Here is a 20,428-nt window from a genome sequence, read left to right as displayed (position 1 = left end):
CCAACGAAAGAGACACCGAATCACCATGTCCGTGCTCGAGATCAAGAACCTGCACGTCAACGTCGAGACCGACCAGGGCACCCGCGAGATCCTCCGCGGCGTCGACCTGACCATCCGCGAGGGCGAGATCCACGCGATCATGGGCCCGAACGGCTCCGGCAAGTCGACGCTCGCCTACACGATCGCCGGTCACCCGAAGTACACGGTCGTCGAGGGCGAGATCCTGCTCGACGGCGAGAACGTGCTCGAGATGTCGGTCGACGAGCGCGCCCGCGCGGGCATGTTCCTCGCCATGCAGTACCCCGTCGAGATCCCCGGTGTCACGGTCACGAACTTCCTCCGCACCGCCAAGACCGCGATCGACGGCGAGGCGCCGTCGATCCGCACCTGGCTGAAGGACGTCCGCGGCGCCATGACGAACCTCAAGATGGACTCCGGCTTCGCCGAGCGCAACGTCAACGAGGGCTTCTCGGGCGGCGAGAAGAAGCGCAACGAGATCCTCCAGCTCGAGCTGCTGAAGCCGAAGTTCGCGGTGCTCGACGAGACCGACTCGGGCCTCGACGTCGACGCGCTCAAGGTCGTCTCCGAGGGCGTCAACCGCGCGCATGCGAACACCGGGCTCGGCATCCTGCTCATCACGCACTACACGCGGATCCTCCGCTACATCACGCCCGACTTCGTGCACGTGTTCGTCGCGGGCAAGATCGCCGAGCAGGGCGGCCCCGAGCTCGCCGACCGCCTCGAGGAGGAGGGGTACGACCGCTACCACGTCGCCGAGTCGGCGACCCAGTAACCGGGCGTATCCTGACGGACATGGTCACTTCACTCGCACCAGAGCGCTACGACGAGATCAGCGAGGCGCTGAAGGACGTCGTGGACCCGGAGCTCGGCGTCAACATCGTCGACCTGGGGCTCATCTACGACCTGAACTGGGATGACGAGCACGACGCGCTCGTCGTCAACATGACCCTGACGAGCGCGGGCTGCCCCCTGACCGACGTCATCGAGGAGCAGACGGCCGAGGCGCTCGACGGCACCGTCGAGCGGTTCCGCATCAACTGGGTGTGGATGCCGCCGTGGGGTCCCGAGCGGATCACCGACGACGGGCGCGACATGATGCGCGCGCTCGGCTTCGCGATCTGAGTCGTCCATCCACGAGGGAGGTCCCGGACGGGATCTCCCTCGTGGCGTTCGCCCGCGTGTCGGGGCCGGCCGGGGCATAGGCTCGGGTTATGCAGCACAGCGCGGCGTCGACCCGCGACGCATACATGCACGGCCATCACGAAAGCGTCCTCCGAGTGCACGAATGGCGCACGGTCGAGAATTCCGCGGCCTACCTCGCGCCGCACCTCCGGGAGGGACTGCGGGTGCTCGACATCGGCAGCGGGCCGGGCACCATCACCCTCGATCTCGCGCGTCGCGTGCGTCCCGGACACGTGGTCGGCGTCGACGCCTCCGAGGAGGTCGTCGCCCGCGCGCAGGGCCTCGCCGAGAGCGAGGGCGTGCCGAACGCGGAGTTCCGCACGGGTGATGCCTACCGTCTCGACTTCCCCGACGGCGTGTTCGATGTGGTACACGCCCACCAGGTGCTCCAGCACCTGGCTCGCCCGGTCGACGCGCTCCGGGAGTTCCGGCGCGTGCTGCGGCCGGGCGGGCTGCTCGCCGCGCGCGACGTCGACTACGGCGGCGTGATCTGGAGTCCGGATTCGTCGGAGCTGCTGCGATGGCGCGAACTGAACGAGCTCGTCTGCGCGTGGAACGGCGGCGACGGCAACGCGGGGCGCCACCTCACGCGGTGGGCGCGCGCGGCCGGGTTCGCCGAGGTCGAGGCGAGCGGCTCGGTGTGGGTCTTCGCCTCGGATCGCGATCGCGAGTGGTGGGGCGGCAACTGGGCCGAGCGCGCGCTCGAGTCGACCTTCGCCGCTCACGCGATCGAGTCGGGCCACGCCTCGCGCGCGGAACTCGAGGCGATCTCCGCGGCGTGGAGTCGCTGGGCGGCGGACCCCGACGGGTGGTTCCTCATGCCGCACGGCGAGATCCTCGCCCGAGCGTAGGCGGAGGCCGCTACCAGTCGTCGCCGTCGTCGCCCACGTCGTCGCCCGATGCCTCGAGCGTCACGACCGTGCCGTCGTCGAGTTCCGCGATCGGCCGACCCTCGAGCCAGGTGAGGGTCCAGTGCCGGCCGGCGCCGTCGGGCGTGCCCGATTCCGCCGCGACGATCCCCGGGCGAAGCTCCATCGGGACCGATCGCGGCGGCTCGTCGCCGAACGCCCAGCGCGTTCCGAGCTGCATCAGAGGTCCAGCTCGAAGACGACCGCGGGGGAGCGGCGCGCGACCTCGTCCGAGAGGCGCAGGCCCTCGGCGTCGCTCGGATCGGTCGCCCACGTGATGCGGGTCGCGTGCAGGTCGCCGGCGAGCGCGCGCACGTGCTCGAGCAGGCGACCTGCGACACCCGCCCCACGGTGCGCCTCGACGACGAAGAGGTCGTCGACGACGATGCCCGTGCTCGCGTCGAGCGTCCGCGGCTCGGGGTGCGCGTGCACGAGTCCGACGAGGTTCCCCTCGTCGTCGACCGCGACGGCCGCGCGGAGCGCATTGCGCGGCTCCTGGATCCAGCTCCAGACGATGAGGGCCTTGGTGTCGTCGAGCCGACGGCCGCGGCCGGCGCAGTACGCGTCGAAGAGCGGGAGCCAGGCGAAGAAGTCGTTCTCGGCGATATCCCGGACGGTCACGTTCATGCGCTCGCCTCCTCCTGTGGGACCTCGAGCACGACGTCGCGCACCTCCAGTGCCTCGGCATCGGCGAAGCCGAGGTCGGCGATGCGTCCGACGGCGCGCAGGTCGTCCTCGGCCGAGGCGAGGAGCGCGGTCGCGGCGGCCGGCGCGGCGATCACGGCGCTCGCGACCGGCGTCTTCTGCGAGGCCTTCGCGTCGGTCTTCGCGCGACGGATGCCGGTGAGGGCGAGGCTCGCGAGCTCGAGGAGCTCCACGCCCGCCTCGCCGCGTGCGGCGAGCTCGTCGACGGCGGGCCACGCCGCCTGGTGCACCGACCCGTCGTTCGACCAGCTCCACGCCTCTTCCGCGGCGTACGGGATCACGGGCGCGAAGAGGCGCAGCAGCACGCTGAGCGCGGTCTTCAGCGCGGCGACGGCGGAGGCCTGCTCGGGGCTCGCCTCGCCGTAGGCCCGCTCCTTCACGAGCTCGAGGTAGTCATCGCAGAACGTCCAGAAGAACGTCTCGGAGACCTCGAGGGCGCGGGCGTGGTCGTAGGACTCGAGCGCGCGCGTCGCCTGCTCGACGACCGTCGCGAGCCCGGCGAGCATGCTGCGGTCGACGGGCACGGTGACCGGGGCATCCGCTCGACCCTCGAACCCGAGGATGAACTTCGCGGCGTTCAGCACCTTGATGGCGAGGCGGCGGCCGATCTTCACCTGCGTCGGGTTCTGCGGGTCGAAGGCCGCGTCGGTGCCGAGGCGCGAGGATGCCGCCCAGTAGCGCACCGCGTCGGCGCCGTGCTGGTCGAGGAGTCCGGCGGGCGTCACGACGTTGCCCTTCGACTTCGACATCTTCTTGCGGTCGGGGTCCACGATGAAGCCGGAGATGGCCGCGTTCGACCACGGCGCCACGCCGTGCTCGAGCTCGGCGCGGAGCGCGGTCGAGAACAGCCAGGTGCGGATGATGTCCTGGCCCTGCGGTCGCAGCGAGTACGGGAAGAGGAGGTCGAACAACTCCTGATCGCGCTCCCAGCCCGCTGCGAGCTGCGGGGTGAGCGACGAGGTCGCCCACGTGTCCATGATGTCGTGCTCCCCGACGAAGCCGCCCGGCTGGTCGCGCTGCGCCTCGTCGTACCCGGGTGCGGGCGCCGACGAGGGGTCGACGGGCAGCATCTCACGAGGTGCGATGATCGGCTGGTCGTGCACCGGGTTGCCGTCGGCGTCGATCGGGTACCAGACGGGGATCGGCACGCCGAAGAACCGCTGGCGCGAGATCAGCCAGTCGCCGGCGAGTCCGCCCACCCAGTTCTCGTAGCGCACGCGCATGAAGTCGGGGTGCCAGTCGATGTCGCGGCCGCGCTGCACGAGGCGATCGCGCAGGCCCTCGTCGCGGGCACCGTTCACGATGTACCACTGGCGCGTCGACACGATCTCGAGCGGGCGGTCGCCCTTCTCGTAGAACTTCACCGGGTGGGTGATCGCCTTCGGGTCGGCGAGGAGGTCGCCCGACTCGCGGAGGAGTTCCACGACGGCCTGCTTGGCCGAGAACGCGGTCTTGCCCGCGAGCTTCGCATACGCCTCGCGACCGGCCTCCGTGGAGATCGCCTCGGGCGCCTCGGCGATGATGCGGCCGTCGAAGCCGATGATCGCGCGGTTGGGCAGGTCGAGCTCGCGCCACCACACCACGTCGGTCACGTCGCCGAAGGTGCAGATCATGGCGATGCCGGTGCCCTTGTCCTTCTGCGCGAGGTGGTGCGCCACCACGGGCACCTCGACGCCGAACACGGGCGTGGTCACGGTCGTGCCGAACAGCGGCTGGTACCGCTCGTCGTCGGGGTGGGCCACGAGCGCCACGCACGCGGGGATGAGCTCGGGACGGCTCGTCTCGATCTCGACGTGCCCGCCGTCGGGCTTCGCGAACGCCACGCGGTGGTAGTGGCCCGGCTGCTCGCGGTCCTCGAGCTCGGCCTGCGCGACCGCGGTGCGGAACGTGATGTCCCACAGGGTCGGCGCGAGCGCCTGGTAGGCCTCGCCCCGCTCGACGTTCTTCACGAACGCGAGCTGCGAGGTGAAGAGCGCCTCGTCGGCGATGGTGCGGTAGGTCTGGGTCCAGTCGACCGAGAGGGCGAGCTGGCGGAAGAGCGCCTCGAACTGCTGCTCGTCCTCTGCGGTGAGGCGCTCGCACAGCTCGATGAAGTTGCGGCGGCTGATCGGCACCTGGTCGGCCGGCTTGATGGTCTTGCCCTCGGTGCCCTCGTGCGGCGGAGCGAAGTCGGCCACGTACGGCAGCGACGGGTCGCAGCGCACGCCGTAGTAGTTCTGCACCCGACGCTCGGTGGGCAGGCCGTTGTCGTCCCAGCCCATGGGGTAGAAGACGTGCTTGCCGCGCATGCGCTGGAAGCGCGCGACGACGTCGGTGTGCGTGAACGAGAACACGTGGCCGATGTGCAGCGACCCCGACGCGGTGGGCGGCGGCGTGTCGATCGAGTAGATGCTCTCGCGGGTCGCGCCCTCGCGCTCGAACCGGTACGTGCCCTCGGTCTCCCAGACGCCGCCCCACTTGGCCTCGAGGCCCTCGAGGGCGGGCTTGTCGGGAATGCGCGCGGTGTCGGTCATGATGCTCCGGTTCGGTATGTGCGGCACCGAGTCCATTGGGGTGCCTGAATGTGCGACAGTCAAGCGTACCGGAGTCGGGGGAATCCGCCGTGACCGGCGGGGATGCGGCTGCGCGGCGCCACACGACGACGGGGCGGATGCCGCAGGCTCGCGCCGCGGCATCCGCCCCGGTTCCTCGGGCCGGACCGGCTCAGACCGCCGCGGTCTCCACCTCTCGGCCGTCCTCCGAGATCGGCGCCCGTCGCATGCGCGCGGCCGCCCAGGCGGAGACGAGCGTGATCGCCGAGAGCAGCGCGAGCACGACGCCGGGGTGCCACCAGACGTAGCCGGTCGACTCGCCGAGCAGCGCCGTGACGAGCGGGATGAACCCGCTGACGGCCGCCGCGACCGCGTACGCGACCGAGAGCGCCGAGTACCGGTAGTGGTCGGCGAACAGGTCGTTCATGAGTCCGCCGAGCGCCGCCCACGACATGGTCGGCAGGATGCCGCCCACGATCATCGTGCCGACGAGCACCGGGAAGCTCGAGAACTGCAGCAGCCAGTACATCGGGAAGGTGATGAGCAGCGTGCCGAGCGCGCCGTACGCGACGACCCTCGCCGAGCCGATGCGCGTCGCCCACCAGCCGAACAGCGGGATGGTGACCAGCTGGAGGAGCCCGCCGATGGTGGTCGCCACGAGCAGGTCCTGGAAGCTGAAGCCGAGCGTCCCCACGCCGTAGTTGATCGTGTAGGTGTTCATCAGCGAGTACGAGCCGATGCCGAGCAGCGCCGCACCGAACGCGATGGCGAGCGCCGCGGGCTGCGCGCGGAACATGGTCGCGAACGGCACGCGGTCGCGCCGCTGCTCGGAGACGACGGCCTTGAAGACCGGCGTCTCGTCGATCGTCAGGCGCAGGTAGAGCGAGACCGCGAGGAGCGGGATCGCGAGGAGGAACGGGATCCGCCATCCCCACGCCGCGAGCTCCTCGGCGGGCAGCGCGAGGGTCATCACGATGAAGACGACGGCGGAGAGGATCGAGCCGACGGGGGAGCCGAGCTGCGGCACGGCGGCGTAGAACGCGCGCTTGACCGGGCTCGAGTGCTCGGTCGCGAGCAGGATCGAGCCGCCCCACTCGCCGCCGAGGGACAGGCCCTGTGCGACGCGCAGCAGCACGAGGAGCACCGCGCCGAGCCATCCGGCCTGCGCGTACGTCGGGAGCAGGCCGATGAGGCCGGTCGCGACGCCCATGATGCCGACGGTCCACAGCAGCGTCGCGCGTCGACCGAGCCGGTCGCCCATGTGGCCGAAGATCGCGGCGCCGAGCGGGCGCACCACGAACGCGACGCCGATCGTGGCGAACGCGGCGAGCGTGCCGCCGAACGTGCCGAGCGGGTCGAAGAACAGCGGGCCGATGAAGTAGGCGCTGAAGTAGGCGAAGACGTAGAAGTCGAACGACTCGAGCGAGGTTCCGATCATCGACGCCCAGGCGACGCGGCGGACCGGCGACGAGGCGGCGGGAAGGGAAGCGGGGGATGGGGCTTCGGTGGTCACGGGGAGCCATCCTGACAGCGAGCGGATGCCTCGACAACCGAGTTGCGATGGTTGTGACATGGCGACTAGCGCAATAGGTACGATCATCGCGTGCGCATCGCCATCGACCCGGCCGACCCAGGACCGATCTTCGAACGACTCGCCGACGCCCTGCGCGCCGCGATCGTCGACGGGCGGATCGGGTTCGGCGAGCGCCTGCCGCCCGCCCGCGGGCTCGCCGCCCAGCTCGGCGTCAACGTGAACACCGCGCTGCGTGCGTACCGGCTGCTCCGCGACGAGGGGTTCATCGAGCTGCACCCGGGGCGGGGCGCGACGGTCGCGAAGCGGCTCGGCCACCACACGGCGCTGGCCGGCGCCATCCACGACCTCGTCGACGAGGCGCGACTGAACGGCGTCGACCGCGAGGCACTGCTCGCGCTGGTGCGCGAGGCGTGGCGCTGAGCCACCGGCGACGCGGGGCGGGGGCGCGGTGCGGCGGAGCGCGCGGTACCATTGACGACAGCGACGTCGATCCGGCCATCACCGGGGAGTCTTCGGAAGAACGCGGAACGGTGCCCCGGCGTCCGTCCCGTCAGTAGAACCGAACGGGTCCAGCCCGTCACAGCTGACGAACGAGAGGTTCCGGCATCGCCGGGGCAAGCGGGGTGGTACCGCGGTGGGGCTCGACGAGCCAGCCGTCCTCGTGAACCGGCGAGATCCAGCAGGAGCGAGCGTTGTACCCCAAGGGCCAGGACCCCGAGCCGCAGTCCGTCACGCCGTCGCCGTCCTTCCCGGCGATCGAGCAGGAGATGCTCGCGCACTGGAAGGCCGACGGCACCTTCCAGGCCTCGATCGACCAGCGCGAGGGCGCCGAGGAGTGGGTCTTCTACGACGGCCCGCCGTTCGCGAACGGCCTGCCGCACTACGGGCACCTCCTCACCGGATACGCGAAGGACGTCTTCCCGCGGTTCCAGACCATGCGCGGCAAGCAGGTCCACCGCCGGTTCGGCTGGGACACCCACGGCCTCCCCGCCGAGCTCGAGGCCGAGCGCCAGCTCGGCATCACCGACAAGGTGCAGATCGAGGAGATGGGCATCGCCGCGTTCAACCGCGCCGCGCGCGACGCCGTGCTCCGCTACACCGAGGAGTGGCAGGACTACGTCACGCGCCAGGCGCGGTGGGTCGACTTCGAGAACGACTACAAGACGCTCGACGTGACGTTCATGGAGTCGGTGCTCTGGGCCTTCAAGACGCTGCACGAGAAGGGCCTCGCCTACGAGGGGCACCGCGTGCTGCCCTACTGCTGGCGCGACCAGACTCCGCTGTCGAACCACGAGCTCCGCATGGACGACGACGTCTACAAGCCGCGGCAGGACCAGACGGTCACGGTCACCTTCCCGTTCACGGGGCCGAAGGCCGAGGCGCTCGGCCTCACCGCGGTGCGCGCGCTCGCCTGGACGACCACGCCCTGGACGCTCCCGACGAACTTCGCGCTCGCCGTGGGGCCCGAGATCACCTACGCGGTCGTGCCCGCCGGTCCGAACGGCACACCCGACGCGACCGTCCTCCGCGAGCACGCCCCGGGCGGCACCGACGACACCGAGGTGCTGGGCGCCGAGTACCTGCTCGCGCTCGACCTCGTGGGCAACTACGCGAAGGAGCTGGGCTACGACTCGCCCGACGAGGCACGCGCCGCGGTCTCGCGGACGGTGCAGGGCGCCGAGCTCGAAGACGTCACCTACGACCGGCTCTTCGACTACTACGCCGACGTCGAGCGGTTCGGGCTCGAGCGCGCCTGGCGCGTGCTCGTCGCCGACTACGTCACGACCGAGGACGGCACGGGCATCGTCCACCAGGCGCCCGCCTACGGCGAGGAGGACCAGAAGGTCTGCGAGGCCAACGGCATCCCCGTCGTGATCTCGGTCGACGACTCGGGCCGGTTCCTCCCGGAGGTGACGGATGTCGCGGGGTTGCTGTGGTCCGACGCGAACAAGCCGCTCACCCAGCTGCTGAAGGCGGAGGGGCGCCTCCTCCGGCAGGCGAGCTACGAGCACTCGTACCCGCACTGCTGGCGCTGCCGGAACCCGCTCATCTACAAGGCGGTCTCGAGCTGGTTCGTGCGCGTGCCCGAGTTCCGCGACCGCATGAGCGAGCTCAACGAGGACATCACCTGGGTCCCCGAGAACGTCAAGTACGGCCAGTTTGGCAAGTGGGTGGGCAACGCCCGCGACTGGTCGATCAGCCGCAACCGGTACTTCGGCTCGCCCATCCCGGTGTGGAAGAGCGACGACCCCGAGTACCCGCGAGTCGACGTGTACGGCTCGCTCGAGGAGCTCGAGCGCGACTTCGGCCGGGTGCCTCGCAACCCCGAGGGTGAGCCCGACCTGCACCGCCCCTACATCGACGAGCTCACGCGGCCGAACCCCGACGACCCGACCGGGACGTCGACGATGCGCCGCATCAGCGACGTGTTCGACGTGTGGTTCGACTCGGGTTCGATGCCCTTCGCGCAGGTGCACTACCCGTTCGAGAACCAGGACTGGTTCGACACGCACAACCCCGCCGACTTCATCGTCGAGTACATCGGCCAGACGCGCGGATGGTTCTACGTCATGCACGTGCTCGCCACCGCGCTCTTCGATCGTCCGGCGTTCAAGAACGTCGTGAGCCACGGCATCGTGCTCGGCAGCGACGGGCAGAAGATGTCGAAGTCGCTCCGCAACTATCCGGACGTCTCAGAGGTGTTCGAGCGCGACGGATCCGACGCGATGCGCTGGTTCCTCATGTCGAGCCCGGTGCTGCGCGGCGGCAACCTCGTCGTGACGGAGGAGGGCATCCGCGAGGGCGTGCGCCAGCTGATGCTGCCGCTCTGGAGCACGTGGTACTTCTTCTCGCTGTACGCCAACACGGCGAGGGAGGGCGGCTACGAGGCATCCCGCTCGACGACGTCGACCGACGTGCTCGACCGGTACCTGCTGGCGAAGCTCCGCGACCTCGTCGAGGCCGTGACGGCCGACTACGAGGACTTCGACACGACCCTCGCCTCGCAGAAGCTCCGCGACTTCGGCGACGTGCTCACCAACTGGTACGTGCGTCGCTCGCGCGACCGGTTCTGGCAGGGTGTGGGCGAGGACGGCGCCGGTGCCGAGGCGTTCGACACCTTGTACACCGTGCTCGAGACGCTCACGCGCCTCGCGGCGCCGATGCTGCCGCTCGTGACCGAGAAGGTCTGGCGCGGCCTCACGGGCGGTCGCAGCGTGCACCTGGCCGACTGGCCCGCCGCCGAGGAGTTCCCGGCCGACCCCGAGCTCGTCGCGGCCATGGACGCCGTGCGCGAGGTCACCGGAGCGGTGCTCGCGCTCCGCAAGCAGGCCGGTCGTCGCGTCCGGCTGCCGCTCGCGTCGCTCACGGTCGTGACGACGGATGCCGCGAGCCTCGCGCCCTTCGAGTCGATCCTGCGCGACGAGCTCAACGTCAAGCGCGTCGACCTCGTCGAGCTCGACGACTCGAGCGCTGCGGCCTACGGCGTGACCAAGCGGCTCACGGTGAACGCCCGCGCCGCGGGTCCGCGGCTCGGCAAGCAGGTGCAGCAGGCGATCCAGGCGGCCCGCGGCGGCGACTGGTCGCTCGACGGCGACGCGGTCATGGCCGGCGGCATCGCGCTCGAGCCGGGCGAGTACGACCTCGTGCTCGAGGCGAGCGGCGGTGCCGACGGCGGCAACGCGCTCGGCCTCCTCGCCGACGGCGGCTTCGCGATCCTCGACGTGCGTACGACGCCCGAGCTCGAGGCCGAGGGCCTCGCGCGCGACATCGTCCGCGCCGTGCAGGAGTCCCGCAAGGCTGCCGGGCTGGAGGTCGGCGATCGCATCCGCCTCGACCTCACGCTCGACGCCGCCGGCGCGGAGGCCGCCGAGGTGCACCGGGACCTCATCGGCCGCGAGACGCTCGCTCCGGAGCTGCTCGTCACGGTCGGCGAGGTCGACGGCGAGACCGCCCACCGGCTCGGCGACGGCTCGAAGCTGCTCGTCGCGGTGTCGAAGCTGACGGAGGACGCCAGATGACCGACGCGATCCCTGACTCGTCCCCTGAGGAGCGCGACGCGGCCGACGCCGTCTACGCCGACCTGCTCGCGCGCGTCGGCGAGTCGGCGCCGCAGCCGCGGCTCGACGCGACCCGCCGCGCCGTGGAGCTCCTCGGCGACCCGCACCGCGCGGCCCCCGTCATCCACCTCACCGGTACCAACGGCAAGACGTCGACGAGCCGGATGATCGAGTCGATCCTGCGCGCGCAGGGACTCCGGACCGGACTGCTGACAAGCCCGCACCTCGTCCGGTTCACGGAGCGCATCCGCGTCGACGGCGAGCCGATCGCCGACGAGGCCGTCGCCCGCATCTGGGAGGAGATCACGCCCGTCGTCGCGATCGTCGACGACGAGCTGCGAGCCGCCGACGAGGAGGCGCTCACCTACTTCGAGGCCCTGACCGTGCTGGCGTTCGCGGCCTTCGCCGACGCTCCGGTCGACGTCGTCGTGCTCGAGGTCGGCATGGGCGGCGAATGGGACTCCACGAACGTCGCCGACGGCCAGGTCGCCGTGATCACGCCGATCGCGATCGACCACGAGGAGCGGCTCGGCCGCACCGTCGAGGAGATCGCGCGGACCAAGGCCGGGATCATCAAGCCCGGCGCCGAGGTCGTGACCGCGTTCCAGGACCCATCGGCCCTCACCGTGCTGAGCGAGGTCGCCGAGCGGAACGAGGCGAGCCTCGCGGTCGAGGGCGGGGCCTTCGCCGTGGTCGACTCGCGCGTGGCCGTCGGCGGGCAGCTCGTCTCGGTCCGCGGGCTCGCGGGGGAGTACCGCGACCTCGCGCTTCCGCTGCACGGCCGCCACCAGGCCGAGAACGCGGCCGTCGCGATCGCCGCGGTCGAGGCGTTCCTCGGCCGCGCGGTGCGGCTCGCCGACGACGTGCTCGAGGCGGGCCTCGGTGCCGTCACCTCACCCGGCCGCCTGCAGCTCGTGTCGACCGAACCGACGATCCTCGTCGATGCCGCGCACAACCCGCACGGTGCGACGGCCCTCGTCGCGGCGCTCGGCGAGGTGTTCGACTTCGACGAGCTGGTCGTCGTGCTCGGCGTGCTCGGCGACAAGGACGCCGCGGGCATCGTGCGTGCGCTCGAGCCCACCGGAGCGCACTTCATCGCGACCCGATCCGAGTCCGACCGTGCCGTGCCCGCCGACGAGCTCGCGACCGTCGTGGCATCCGTCGTCGGATCCGACCGCGTCGACGTCGCCGAGCGACTCGACGACGCCCTCGACGAGGCTCGCGACTGGGCCGGGCGCGCCGAGAAGCGCGCCGTCGTCGTCACCGGGTCGATCACGCTCGTCGGCGACGTGCTCGCGATCGCCGAGGACCGCGGCTGGAGCGACCGATGACCGCCGCCGCACCGAACCCCGGCGACGAGCCGATGGGTGCGGACCAGCCGGTCGACGGCATCGAGGGTGATCCGGTCCGTCCGGCCCGCCGGGTGCGCTCCGTGCGCGAGAGCCTCGCGTCGATCGTGCTCACCTTCGAGATCGTGGTCGTCTTCCTCGCGGCCCTCGTGATCTGGGGTCTCTCCCGCGAGGACGGCGGCGCGTTCGGCCTGCCGTCGTGGGTGCCGCTGGCGGCGGGCGGCGTCGTGATCCTCGGCCTCGTCCTCACCATCCCCCTGCTCCGCTACGAGTGGGCGTACGTGCTGGGCTGGGCCCTGCAGGCGCTCCTCATCCTCTCGGGGCTCCTCAACCCGGCGATGTTCGTCGTCGGCGCGCTGTTCGGCGGCATGTGGGTGTACTGCATGATCGTCGGCGCGCGCATCGATCGTGCCCGGGCGGCCGAGGCCGCCGCGGTCGCCGACCCAGGAAAGGAATCCGCATGACCACCGCCATCGAAGAGACCCTCGTCCTCGTCAAGCCCGACGGCGTCGCGCGCAACCTCACCGGCGAGATCCTGCGCCGCATCGAGGCCAAGGGCTACTCCCTCGTCGACATCCGCATGGTGCAGGCCGACCGCGACCTGCTCGCGCAGCACTACGCCGAGCACGAGGGCAAGCCGTTCTACGAGCCGCTCATGGAGTTCATGGAGTCGGGACCCGTCGTCGCGATGCGCGTCGCGGGCAACCGCGTGATCGAGGGCTTCCGCGTGCTCGCGGGCGCCACCGACCCGACGACGGCGCTGCCCGGAACGATCCGCGGCGACTTCGGCCGCGACTGGGGGCTGAAGGTCCAGCAGAACCTCGTGCACGGCTCGGACTCGGTCGAGTCGGCCGAGCGCGAGCTCTCGCTCTGGTTCGCCTGAGCCACGTGCGGCGCGGGGCCGTGGCATCCGATCAGCGGATGCCGCGGCCCCGCCGTCGTCTCCGCGCCCGCTCGTCGCGACGGCCGTCGAGGGTCAGAAGAGGTTCTGCAGGTCGATGATGACGCGCGGGATCGCGTTCATCTGCGCCTGTGCGAGGACGATCACGAGCGCGTAGCAGGCCGCCGTGATCACGACGATCCACCCCATGGCGGTTGCCCCGAAACGCCGGAGGCCGGGCGCGGAGCCGAACACGCCGTCGCGGAGGTTCCGCAGCGTCACGACGAGGAACGTCGGGATCGTCACCGCCCAGGTGAGCATGCACCAGGGGCACAGCACGTCGAGCGCGTAGATGCTCTGGTAGATCAGCCAGCCCACGAACACGACGGCACCCGTGACGCCCACGTTCAGCCCGATCCAGAACCACCGGGCGAAGCTCGCGCCCGCGAGCAGCGCCATCGCGATCGTGATGACCACCGGCCATGCCATGAGCCCGATGAACGGGTTCGGGAACCCGAACAGGCTGCCCTGCCACGACGCGAGGTTGGTGCTGCAGCCGACGAGGACGCCGACATTGCAGTTCGGGATGTGACTCGGATCGGCGAGCGTGAGCACCTTCTCGAGCGACAGCTCGAACGCGGCGAGGAGCCCCAGCGCTCCCGCGACGAGGAGGAAGACGGCGATGCCGATCGGTCGGGATCCGCGGGGGGATTCGGGCATGACCCCGATTCTGGCACGGCGATTCGCCGGGTCGCTGGGAGAGCGTGCGATAATCGTTGCAGTCGCCCGGGCCGCGCCCGGTGCGACGCCAACGAGGGCTTCGAGGATGCACCGCATCCCATCCGCGGAGGAACCGCGAGATTTGGCGTCACCGGCACCCGCCGGGCGCAGCAGTGAAGGATTGGCGGACCAGCGCGAAACGCGCCGGACCGCTCTGAGGAGTACGGGAACGACGGCGCGGCCGTCGCACCCGGTGTAGGAGTGCACCAGAGATGGTGGAAGAGAACGCAACACCGCCGACCGAACCCGGTGGCGACGAGCCTCGTCGTCGCGGAGGGCTCTTCGGGAGTCGCCGCACGGGTCGTCGTGCCCAGGTCGTCCCCCGGTACACGGATGATGCCCCGGTTCGCGAGGAGGCCGCGCCGGCCGAGCAGGAGCCGGCCGAGGAGGCATCGACCGCCGCCGCCGAGAGCGCGCCGGTCGAGGAGACGGCGGGCGACCAGTCGCCCAACGGCCTGCCCGTCGCCGACGCAGGCTCGTCCGAGGCTCCCGCGGGTGGGACCGCCGACACGCCCGGCGGCGACGCCGGGGCCGATGACCGGCAGGCCGCCACCGAGGAAGCCGAGGCCACCGCGGAGAGCGCCGACGAGGCATCCGCCGCGGACGGAACGGCCGAGACCGAGTCGCCGATCCCGTCGGTGCTCTCGACCACGTCGCTCATCTTCCACGCGCCGCCCGTCTACGCGCCGCCGGCCGGGTCCGGTCCCGAGCGCGGTGACGATCGCGACGGCGCGCGCGAGGCCGACCGCGAGGGATCGAGCGTGCGACGCCGGTCGCGCCGCCGCAGCGGCGAGGAGTCGCGGACGAACGACGACGATCCGGCGAACACGGTCGTCAAGGTCCGCAAGCCCCGCGAGCCGGAGCTCATCACGGAGCCGCAGAAGGTCAAGGGCTCGACCCGCCTCGAGGCGAAGAAGCAGCGCCGTCGCGACGGCCGCGACGCGGGTCGCCGCCGCGCGGTCATCACCGAGGCCGAGTTCCTCGCGCGTCGCGAGTCGGTCGACCGGCAGATGGTCGTGCGCCAGAAGGGCGGCCGCATCCAGATCGGCGTCCTCGAGGACGACGTGCTCGTCGAGCACTACGTCGCCCGCAACCAGGATGCGTCGCTCATCGGCAACGTCTACCTCGGCCGCGTGCAGAACGTGCTGCCGTCGATGGAGGCCGCGTTCGTCGACATCGGCCGTGGCCGCAACGCCGTGCTCTACTCGGGTGAGGTCGACTGGGAGGCCGCCGCCGAGAACGGCGAGAAGAACCAGCCGCGCCGCATCGAGCTCGCGCTGAAGCCGGGCGACCGCGTGCTCGTCCAGGTCACGAAGGACCCGGTCGGCCACAAGGGCGCTCGCCTGACCAGCCAGATCTCGCTCCCGGGCCGCTACCTCGTGTACGTGCCGAACGGCTCGATGAACGGCATCAGCCGCAAGCTCCCCGACACCGAGCGCGCGCGCCTCAAGAAGATCCTGAAGGAGGTGCTCCCCGAGAACCAGGGCGTCATCGTCCGCACGGCCGCGGAGGGCGCCACCGAGGAGCAGCTCACGCTCGACGTGAACCGGCTCATCAGCCAGTGGGCCGACATCTCGCAGACGATCGAGAAGGTCCAGGCCCCGGCACTCCTGCACTCCGAGCCCGACCTGCTCATCAAGATCGTCCGCGATGTCTTCAACGAGGACTTCCAGAAGATGATCATCGAGGGCGACGACGCGCGCCGGACGATCGAGAAGTACCTCGGCCAGGTCGCGCCCGACCTGCTCGAGCGCGTCGAGGCCTACGAGGGCGAGCGCGACGCGTTCGACCAATTCCGCATCACCGAGCAGATCGAGAAGGCCCTCGAGCGCAAGGTGTGGCTCCCCTCCGGCGGCTCGCTCATCATCGACCGCACCGAGGCGATGACCGTCGTCGACGTCAACACCGGCAAGTTCGTCGGCTCCGGCGGCAACCTCGAGGAGACGGTCACCAAGAACAACCTCGAGGCCGCAGAGGAGATCGTCCGCCAGCTGCGTCTGCGCGACATCGGCGGGATCATCGTGGTCGACTTCATCGACATGGTGCTCGAGTCCAACCGCGACCTCGTGCTGCGCCGCCTCGTCGAGTGCCTCTCGCGCGACCGCACGAAGCACCAGGTCGCCGAGGTCACCTCCCTCGGCCTCGTGCAGATGACGCGCAAGAAGCTGGGGCTCGGACTCCTCGAGACCTTCAGCGAGCCCTGCGAGGTCTGCGCCGGTCGCGGCATCATCGTCCACCACGAGCCGGTGGCGAAGCACCGTGCTCCGCAGCAGCAGGTCGAGCGGCGCCGCAACCGCGGCGGCGGCAACGGCGGCGGCAACGGCGGTCAGTCGCAGCAGCCGGCCGTCGACAAGGCGCACCAGGGCACGCACGCGATCACGGAGGATGTGAAGAACGCGCTCGCCCAGATCGCCGCGTCGACCGTCGCGCACCAGGAGCACCGTCCGGCCCAGTCCGCCGACGCATCGGCCCCGACCGAGGCGCCGGCGTCGAGCGAGACGGCCGTCGAGGGCGCGTCGAAGGCCGCCGCCCGGGAGTCCGAGACGACGGATGCCGCGCCCGCCGGCACCGAGCCGGGCCAGCGGAGCGAGCGCCGGCGCGGCCGGCGTCGCTCGCGCGGTTCGGGGTCGCAGCAGAGCGGCGACCGCTCGCCGTCAGGCGATCGCGAGGATCGCGCCGCCGAGGCATCCGGAGATCGACCGGGGGACGAGCCGGCGCCCGCCGCGGAGAAGGCGGAGTCGCGCACGGCGGCCCTGATCGACCTGCCCGAAGCGCCCGTGCGCCGCGAGCGGCCCGGTCGCGTGGCCGAAGCCGAGAACCTGCTCGACTCGGTGCTCGATTCGCTTCCTGCGCCGAAGGCGGCAGGGGAGGGACGCTCGCGCTCGCGCGGTCGTCGCGTCTCCACGGCCGCGCTGAGCCCGGCGGGCGCTCCGCCCGTCATCACCCGACCGGACGGCTCGTCGGCGGACTCAGCGACCGAGTGAGGCCCGCCGCTCGCGCGGCGTGACCCGCAGGCCGCTCGCTGCGAGCCGGCGGACGAGGTCGCGCGGCGGCACGGGTTCGGCCCCTGCCGCGACGAGCTCGTCGTACCGTTCGGCGGGCACGTCGTAGTGGTCGAGGTCGAAACCGCGCCGTGGGATGCCCGTCCGATCGGCGAACTCGACGAGTTCCTCGATCGACGTGTCGCTCACCAGGTGCGACCAGACGGTGCCGTGCTTGGGCCAGAGCGGCGGGTCGATCAGCACGGCCATGGAGCGAGTGTACGCCGCGCCCGTGGCATCCGCTCGGAGCCCCGACGACACGCGGTCGGAGCGCGTTTGACCGCCCTGCCGGCTTCCGGTAAACTCGACCGTTGGTGCCACCGCTTATCCCGGACGGCACGCACAGTTTTCTGGCAGTGACGACCCTCCTTCCCGCTGGGGTCTCCCGCGCAGTGACATCCCATCAAGTAGACGGAGTCGCAAGGCTCCCCGGAGATAGGTACGAGAAGTGGTTTACGCAGTAGTGCGCGCCGGTGGCCGGCAGGAGAAGGTCGAGGTCGGCACCATCGTGACGATGGACCGGATCGCGGCCGACAAGGACGGCAACGTCCAGCTCACGCCCGTCCTCCTCGTGGACGGCGACAAGATCACCTCCGACGCGAAGTCGCTCGCCAAGGTCACGGTCACGGCCGAGGTCCTGAACGACCTGCGCGGTCCGAAGATCGTGATCCAGAAGTTCAAGAACAAGACCGGCTACAAGAAGCGCCAGGGCCACCGTCAGGAGCTCACGCGCGTCAAGATCACCGGCATCAAGTAACGGCCAGAGGAGACAGGGACTATGGCACACAAGAAGGGTGCGAGCTCCACTCGCAACGGTCGTGACTCGAACGCCAAGCGCCTCGGCGTGAAGCGCTTCGGCGGCCAGGTCGTCTCGGCCGGCGAGATCCTCGTCCGCCAGCGCGGCACGCACTTCCACCCCGGTGCGGGTGTGGGTCGCGGCGGCGACGACACGCTGTTCGCCCTCGAGGCGGGCGCCGTCGAGTTCGGCAACAAGGGCGGCCGCAAGGTCGTGAACATCGTCTCGGTCGACGCGTAAGCAGCGACCGGTTTTCGTGAGGGCGGGCTTCGGCTCGCCCTCACGTGTTTCCCGAGAAGGAGTAGTGATGCGGCGATGGTGAGCTTCGTCGACCAGGTGCGCCTGTTCCTGCGCGCCGGCCACGGCGGCAACGGCTGCGTGTCGGTGCGCCGTGAGAAGTTCAAGCCGCTCGCCGGCCCCGACGGCGGCAACGGCGGCGACGGCGGCGACATCGTCCTCGTGGCCGACCCGCAGGTCACGACCCTCCTGGCGTACCACGGCCGACCGCACCGCTCGTCCGAGAACGGCCAGCCCGGCGCCGGCGACAATCGGTCCGGTGCCGCCGGCGAGATCCTCGAGCTGCCCGTGCCCGTCGGCACCGTCGTCAAGGACGACGCCGGCGCCGAGCTCGTCGACCTCACCGAGGCCGGGATGCGGTTCGTCGTGGCGCCCGGCGGCCAAGGCGGCCTCGGGAACGCGGCGCTCGCCTCCCCGAAGCGGAAGGCCCCCGGCTTCGCGCTGCTCGGCACGCCCGGCTACGAGGGCGAGGTCACGCTCGAGCTGAAGACCATCGCGGATGTCGCACTCGTCGGCTTCCCGTCGGCCGGCAAGTCGAGCCTCATCGCCGCGCTGTCCGCGGCGCGGCCCAAGATCGCCGACTACCCGTTCACCACGCTGCACCCGAACCTCGGCGTCGTGCAGGCCGGCGACCACCGCTTCACCGTCGCCGACGTTCCGGGCCTCATCGAGGGCGCGAGCGAGGGCAAGGGCCTCGGGCTCGAGTTCCTCCGTCACGTCGAGCGCTGCTCGGCGCTGCTGCACGTGCTCGACTGCGCGACGCTCGAGCCGGGCCGCGACCCCATCACCGACCTCGAGGTGATCCTCCGCGAACTCGAGGCGTACGAGGTGCCCGAAGGCCAGGTGCCGCTCCTCGAGCGTCCGCAGCTCGTCGCGCTCAACAAGATCGACGTCCCCGAGGCGCGCGAACTCGCGGACTTCGTCCGCCCGGAGCTCGAGTCGCGCGGCTACCGCGTGTTCGAGATCTCGACCGTCAGCCACGAGGGCCTCCGACAGCTCGGCTTCGCGCTCGGCGAGGAGGTCGACCGTGCCCGGGCCGAGGCGGCGCAGGAGCCCGAGGCGCCTCGCATCGTGATCCGTCCCAGGGCGGTCCGCGAGGCCGAGTTCGTGGTCAAGCCTGAGGGCGGCAGCTACGGCACGATCTATCGCGTGCTCGGCACCAAGCCCGAGCGCTGGGTCGCGCAGACCGACTTCCAGAACGACGAGGCCGTCGGCTACCTCGCCGACCGGCTCGCCCGCCTCGGCGTCGAGGACGAACTCGTCCGCGCCGGTGCGGTGGCCGGCTCGACCGTGGTCATCGGACCGGGTGCCGGCGTCGTCTTCGACTGGGAGCCGACGCTCACCTCGACGGCCGAGCTGATGTCGTCCCCCCGCGGCACCGACGACCGACTCGACGAGCGCCGCCGCGCCACTCGCGCGGAACGACGCAGCGGGTACCACGAGCGCATGGACGCGAAGGCAGAGGCCCGCGCCGAACTCGAGCGCGAGCGCGAGGCCGGCATCTGGGTCGGCGACCAGGACGCCGCCGGCACCGACGACGAGGGGCGGGGATGACCGGTCTGACCCGCGACGGGATCGCCTCCGCTCGGCGCATCGTCGTGAAGGTCGGTTCCTCCTCGATCTCCGGGGAGAACGTCGGCCAGATCGCCCCGCTCGTCGACGCCCTCGCGGGCGCGCACGCGCGCGGCGCCGAGGTCGTGCTCGTCTCCTCGGGTGCGATCGCGACCGGGATGCCGTACCTGGCGCTCGACGCCCGGCCCGATGACCTCGCGACCCAGCAGGCCGCGGCATCCGTCGGCCAGAACATCCTCATCTACCGGTACCAGGAGTCGCTGCGGCGCTACCGGATCGTCGCCGGCCAGGTCCTGCTCACCGCGGGCGACCTCGAGAACTCGACCCACCGCTTGAACGCGCAGCGCGCCATGGAACGTCTGCTCGGCCTGCGGATCCTGCCCATCGTGAACGAGAACGACACGGTCGCGACGCACGAGATCCGGTTCGGCGACAACGACCGGCTCGCCGCGATGGTCGCCGAGCTCACGGGTGCCGACCTGCTCGTCCTGCTCTCCGACGTGGACGCGCTGTACACGAGGCCGCCGCACCTTCCGGGCGCGGAGCGCATCACGCACGTGCCGTTCGGCGACGAGCTGGCGGGCGTCGAGATCGGCTCGATCGGCCGCGCCGGCGTCGGCACCGGCGGCGCGGAGACGAAGGTCTCGGCCGCACGCATCGCCGCGGCATCCGGCACCGGCGTGCTCGTGACGGCGACCTCGCTCGTCGACGAGGCGCTCGCGGGGGAGCCCGTGGGCACCTGGTTCGAGCCCGCTGCAGGCTGACGTCACACGC

The 20,428-nt window shown here is 71.1% G+C and carries 19 protein-coding genes; 13 read left to right on the top strand and 6 right to left on the bottom strand.

What is annotated here, in order from left to right; all coding sequences use genetic code 11:
* The first annotated feature begins 25 nt into the window (after positions 1-25).
* The 3 genes from sufC to ACSJD1_RS11915 all read left to right on the top strand — a co-directional run bounded on the left by sufC (position 26) and on the right by ACSJD1_RS11915 (position 2,054).
* Positions 26-793 (top strand): Fe-S cluster assembly ATPase SufC, encoded by a 768-nt coding sequence (gene sufC, locus ACSJD1_RS11925; RefSeq protein ID WP_438855525.1) that lies wholly within the window; start codon positions 26-28, stop codon positions 791-793.
* A gap of 20 nt (positions 794-813) precedes the next feature.
* A complete protein-coding gene (locus ACSJD1_RS11920; RefSeq protein WP_344369016.1) occupies positions 814-1,143 on the top strand; it encodes a metal-sulfur cluster assembly factor in 330 nt (109 codons plus the stop codon).
* Positions 1,144-1,232: 89 nt separating this feature from the next.
* A complete protein-coding gene (locus tag ACSJD1_RS11915; protein WP_438855524.1) occupies positions 1,233-2,054 on the top strand; it encodes a methyltransferase domain-containing protein in 822 nt (273 codons plus the stop codon).
* A gap of 10 nt (positions 2,055-2,064) precedes the next feature.
* On the opposite strand, the gene ACSJD1_RS11910 is transcribed toward ACSJD1_RS11915, so the two are convergent.
* From ACSJD1_RS11910 to ACSJD1_RS11895, 4 genes are all read right to left on the bottom strand, one after another.
* The gene (locus tag ACSJD1_RS11910; RefSeq protein WP_438855523.1) at positions 2,065-2,292 is read right to left on the bottom strand and encodes a hypothetical protein; all 228 of its coding nucleotides are present in this window, start codon (positions 2,290-2,292) and stop codon (positions 2,065-2,067) included.
* Entirely contained in the window at positions 2,292-2,738 is a 447-nt protein-coding gene (locus ACSJD1_RS11905) for a GNAT family N-acetyltransferase (protein ID WP_438855522.1), read from the bottom strand. The genes ACSJD1_RS11910 and ACSJD1_RS11905 overlap by 1 nt, the downstream gene beginning before the upstream one ends.
* Entirely contained in the window at positions 2,735-5,329 is a 2,595-nt protein-coding gene (gene valS, locus ACSJD1_RS11900) for a valine--tRNA ligase (RefSeq protein WP_438855521.1), read from the bottom strand. The genes ACSJD1_RS11905 and valS overlap by 4 nt, the downstream gene beginning before the upstream one ends.
* Before the next feature lie 190 nt (positions 5,330-5,519).
* Complete coding sequence (locus ACSJD1_RS11895) at positions 5,520-6,860, bottom strand: MFS transporter (RefSeq protein WP_438855520.1); 1,341 nt, start codon at positions 6,858-6,860, stop codon at positions 5,520-5,522.
* Positions 6,861-6,950: 90 nt separating this feature from the next.
* Between ACSJD1_RS11895 and ACSJD1_RS11890 the strand changes: the two genes are divergently transcribed.
* From ACSJD1_RS11890 to ndk, 5 genes are all read left to right on the top strand, one after another.
* Positions 6,951-7,301 (top strand): GntR family transcriptional regulator, encoded by a 351-nt coding sequence (locus tag ACSJD1_RS11890; RefSeq protein WP_438855519.1) that lies wholly within the window; start codon positions 6,951-6,953, stop codon positions 7,299-7,301.
* A gap of 272 nt (positions 7,302-7,573) precedes the next feature.
* Positions 7,574-10,900 carry an isoleucine--tRNA ligase gene (gene ileS / locus ACSJD1_RS11885; RefSeq protein ID WP_438855518.1) on the top strand — a complete coding sequence of 1,109 codons (3,327 nt, stop codon included), beginning with the start codon at positions 7,574-7,576 and terminating at the stop codon, positions 10,898-10,900.
* On the top strand, positions 10,897-12,270 hold the full coding sequence (locus tag ACSJD1_RS11880) for a bifunctional folylpolyglutamate synthase/dihydrofolate synthase (RefSeq protein WP_438855517.1): 1,374 nt from the start codon (positions 10,897-10,899) through the stop codon (positions 12,268-12,270). The genes ileS and ACSJD1_RS11880 overlap by 4 nt, the downstream gene beginning before the upstream one ends.
* Positions 12,267-12,752: a DUF4233 domain-containing protein gene (locus ACSJD1_RS11875; RefSeq protein ID WP_438855516.1), complete on the top strand. Its 486-nt coding sequence runs from the start codon at positions 12,267-12,269 to the stop codon at positions 12,750-12,752. Before ACSJD1_RS11880 ends, ACSJD1_RS11875 begins: the two co-directional genes overlap by 4 nt.
* The gene (gene ndk, locus ACSJD1_RS11870; protein WP_438855515.1) at positions 12,749-13,171 is read left to right on the top strand and encodes a nucleoside-diphosphate kinase; all 423 of its coding nucleotides are present in this window, start codon (positions 12,749-12,751) and stop codon (positions 13,169-13,171) included. Before ACSJD1_RS11875 ends, ndk begins: the two co-directional genes overlap by 4 nt.
* Before the next feature lie 93 nt (positions 13,172-13,264).
* On the opposite strand, the gene ACSJD1_RS11865 is transcribed toward ndk, so the two are convergent.
* Complete coding sequence (locus ACSJD1_RS11865; protein WP_438855514.1) at positions 13,265-13,888, bottom strand: vitamin K epoxide reductase family protein; 624 nt, start codon at positions 13,886-13,888, stop codon at positions 13,265-13,267.
* Between the two features lie 272 nt (positions 13,889-14,160).
* Here ACSJD1_RS11865 and ACSJD1_RS11860 point away from each other — a divergent pair, with 272 nt between their 5' ends.
* Positions 14,161-16,932, top strand: a complete 2,772-nt coding sequence (locus tag ACSJD1_RS11860; RefSeq protein ID WP_438855513.1) for an Rne/Rng family ribonuclease — start codon at positions 14,161-14,163, stop codon at positions 16,930-16,932.
* Here ACSJD1_RS11860 and ACSJD1_RS11855 read toward each other — a convergent pair.
* Entirely contained in the window at positions 16,918-17,199 is a 282-nt protein-coding gene (locus ACSJD1_RS11855) for a DUF4031 domain-containing protein (RefSeq protein WP_438855512.1), read from the bottom strand. The two genes, ACSJD1_RS11860 and ACSJD1_RS11855, sit on opposite strands and share 15 nt — an antisense overlap.
* Positions 17,200-17,437: 238 nt before the next feature.
* Here ACSJD1_RS11855 and rplU point away from each other — a divergent pair, with 238 nt between their 5' ends.
* From rplU to proB, 4 genes are all read left to right on the top strand, one after another.
* Positions 17,438-17,746 carry a 50S ribosomal protein L21 gene (rplU, locus tag ACSJD1_RS11850; protein ID WP_166548834.1) on the top strand — a complete coding sequence of 103 codons (309 nt, stop codon included), beginning with the start codon at positions 17,438-17,440 and terminating at the stop codon, positions 17,744-17,746.
* A 21-nt stretch (positions 17,747-17,767) separates the two neighbouring features.
* Positions 17,768-18,025, top strand: a complete 258-nt coding sequence (gene rpmA, locus ACSJD1_RS11845) for a 50S ribosomal protein L27 (protein ID WP_067948501.1) — start codon at positions 17,768-17,770, stop codon at positions 18,023-18,025.
* Positions 18,026-18,100: 75 nt separating this feature from the next.
* A complete protein-coding gene (gene obgE / locus ACSJD1_RS11840) occupies positions 18,101-19,636 on the top strand; it encodes a GTPase ObgE (RefSeq protein ID WP_438855511.1) in 1,536 nt (511 codons plus the stop codon).
* The gene (gene proB / locus ACSJD1_RS11835) at positions 19,633-20,418 is read left to right on the top strand and encodes a glutamate 5-kinase (RefSeq protein ID WP_438855510.1); all 786 of its coding nucleotides are present in this window, start codon (positions 19,633-19,635) and stop codon (positions 20,416-20,418) included. The genes obgE and proB overlap by 4 nt, the downstream gene beginning before the upstream one ends.
* Positions 20,419-20,428 lie beyond the last annotated feature (10 nt).

The sequence above is a fragment of the Agromyces excoecariae genome (assembly GCF_051715505.1).
Lineage (GTDB): Bacteria > Actinomycetota > Actinomycetes > Actinomycetales > Microbacteriaceae > Agromyces.
The sequence above is the reverse complement of the archived record's forward strand: the minus strand, read 5'-3'. Positions and strand labels throughout refer to the sequence as shown.

Bases quoted from the DNA above. Each gene is read 5' to 3' on its own strand.
- sufC (WP_438855525.1), top strand. From the start codon at position 26: ATGTCCGTGCTCGAGATCAAGAACCTGCACGTCAACGTCGAGACCGAC.
- ACSJD1_RS11920 (WP_344369016.1), top strand. From the start codon at position 814: ATGGTCACTTCACTCGCACCAGAGCGCTACGACGAGATCAGCGAGGCG.
- ACSJD1_RS11915 (WP_438855524.1), top strand. From the start codon at position 1,233: ATGCAGCACAGCGCGGCGTCGACCCGCGACGCATACATGCACGGCCAT.
- ACSJD1_RS11910 (WP_438855523.1), bottom strand. From the start codon at position 2,292: ATGCAGCTCGGAACGCGCTGGGCGTTCGGCGACGAGCCGCCGCGATCG.
- ACSJD1_RS11905 (WP_438855522.1), bottom strand. From the start codon at position 2,738: ATGAACGTGACCGTCCGGGATATCGCCGAGAACGACTTCTTCGCCTGG.
- valS (WP_438855521.1), bottom strand. From the start codon at position 5,329: ATGACCGACACCGCGCGCATTCCCGACAAGCCCGCCCTCGAGGGCCTC.
- ACSJD1_RS11880 (WP_438855517.1), top strand. From the start codon at position 10,897: ATGACCGACGCGATCCCTGACTCGTCCCCTGAGGAGCGCGACGCGGCC.
- ACSJD1_RS11875 (WP_438855516.1), top strand. From the start codon at position 12,267: ATGACCGCCGCCGCACCGAACCCCGGCGACGAGCCGATGGGTGCGGAC.
- ndk (WP_438855515.1), top strand. From the start codon at position 12,749: ATGACCACCGCCATCGAAGAGACCCTCGTCCTCGTCAAGCCCGACGGC.
- ACSJD1_RS11865 (WP_438855514.1), bottom strand. From the start codon at position 13,888: ATGCCCGAATCCCCCCGCGGATCCCGACCGATCGGCATCGCCGTCTTC.
- ACSJD1_RS11860 (WP_438855513.1), top strand. From the start codon at position 14,161: ATGGTGGAAGAGAACGCAACACCGCCGACCGAACCCGGTGGCGACGAG.
- ACSJD1_RS11855 (WP_438855512.1), bottom strand. From the start codon at position 17,199: ATGGCCGTGCTGATCGACCCGCCGCTCTGGCCCAAGCACGGCACCGTC.
- rpmA (WP_067948501.1), top strand. From the start codon at position 17,768: ATGGCACACAAGAAGGGTGCGAGCTCCACTCGCAACGGTCGTGACTCG.
- obgE (WP_438855511.1), top strand. From the start codon at position 18,101: ATGGTGAGCTTCGTCGACCAGGTGCGCCTGTTCCTGCGCGCCGGCCAC.
- proB (WP_438855510.1), top strand. From the start codon at position 19,633: ATGACCGGTCTGACCCGCGACGGGATCGCCTCCGCTCGGCGCATCGTC.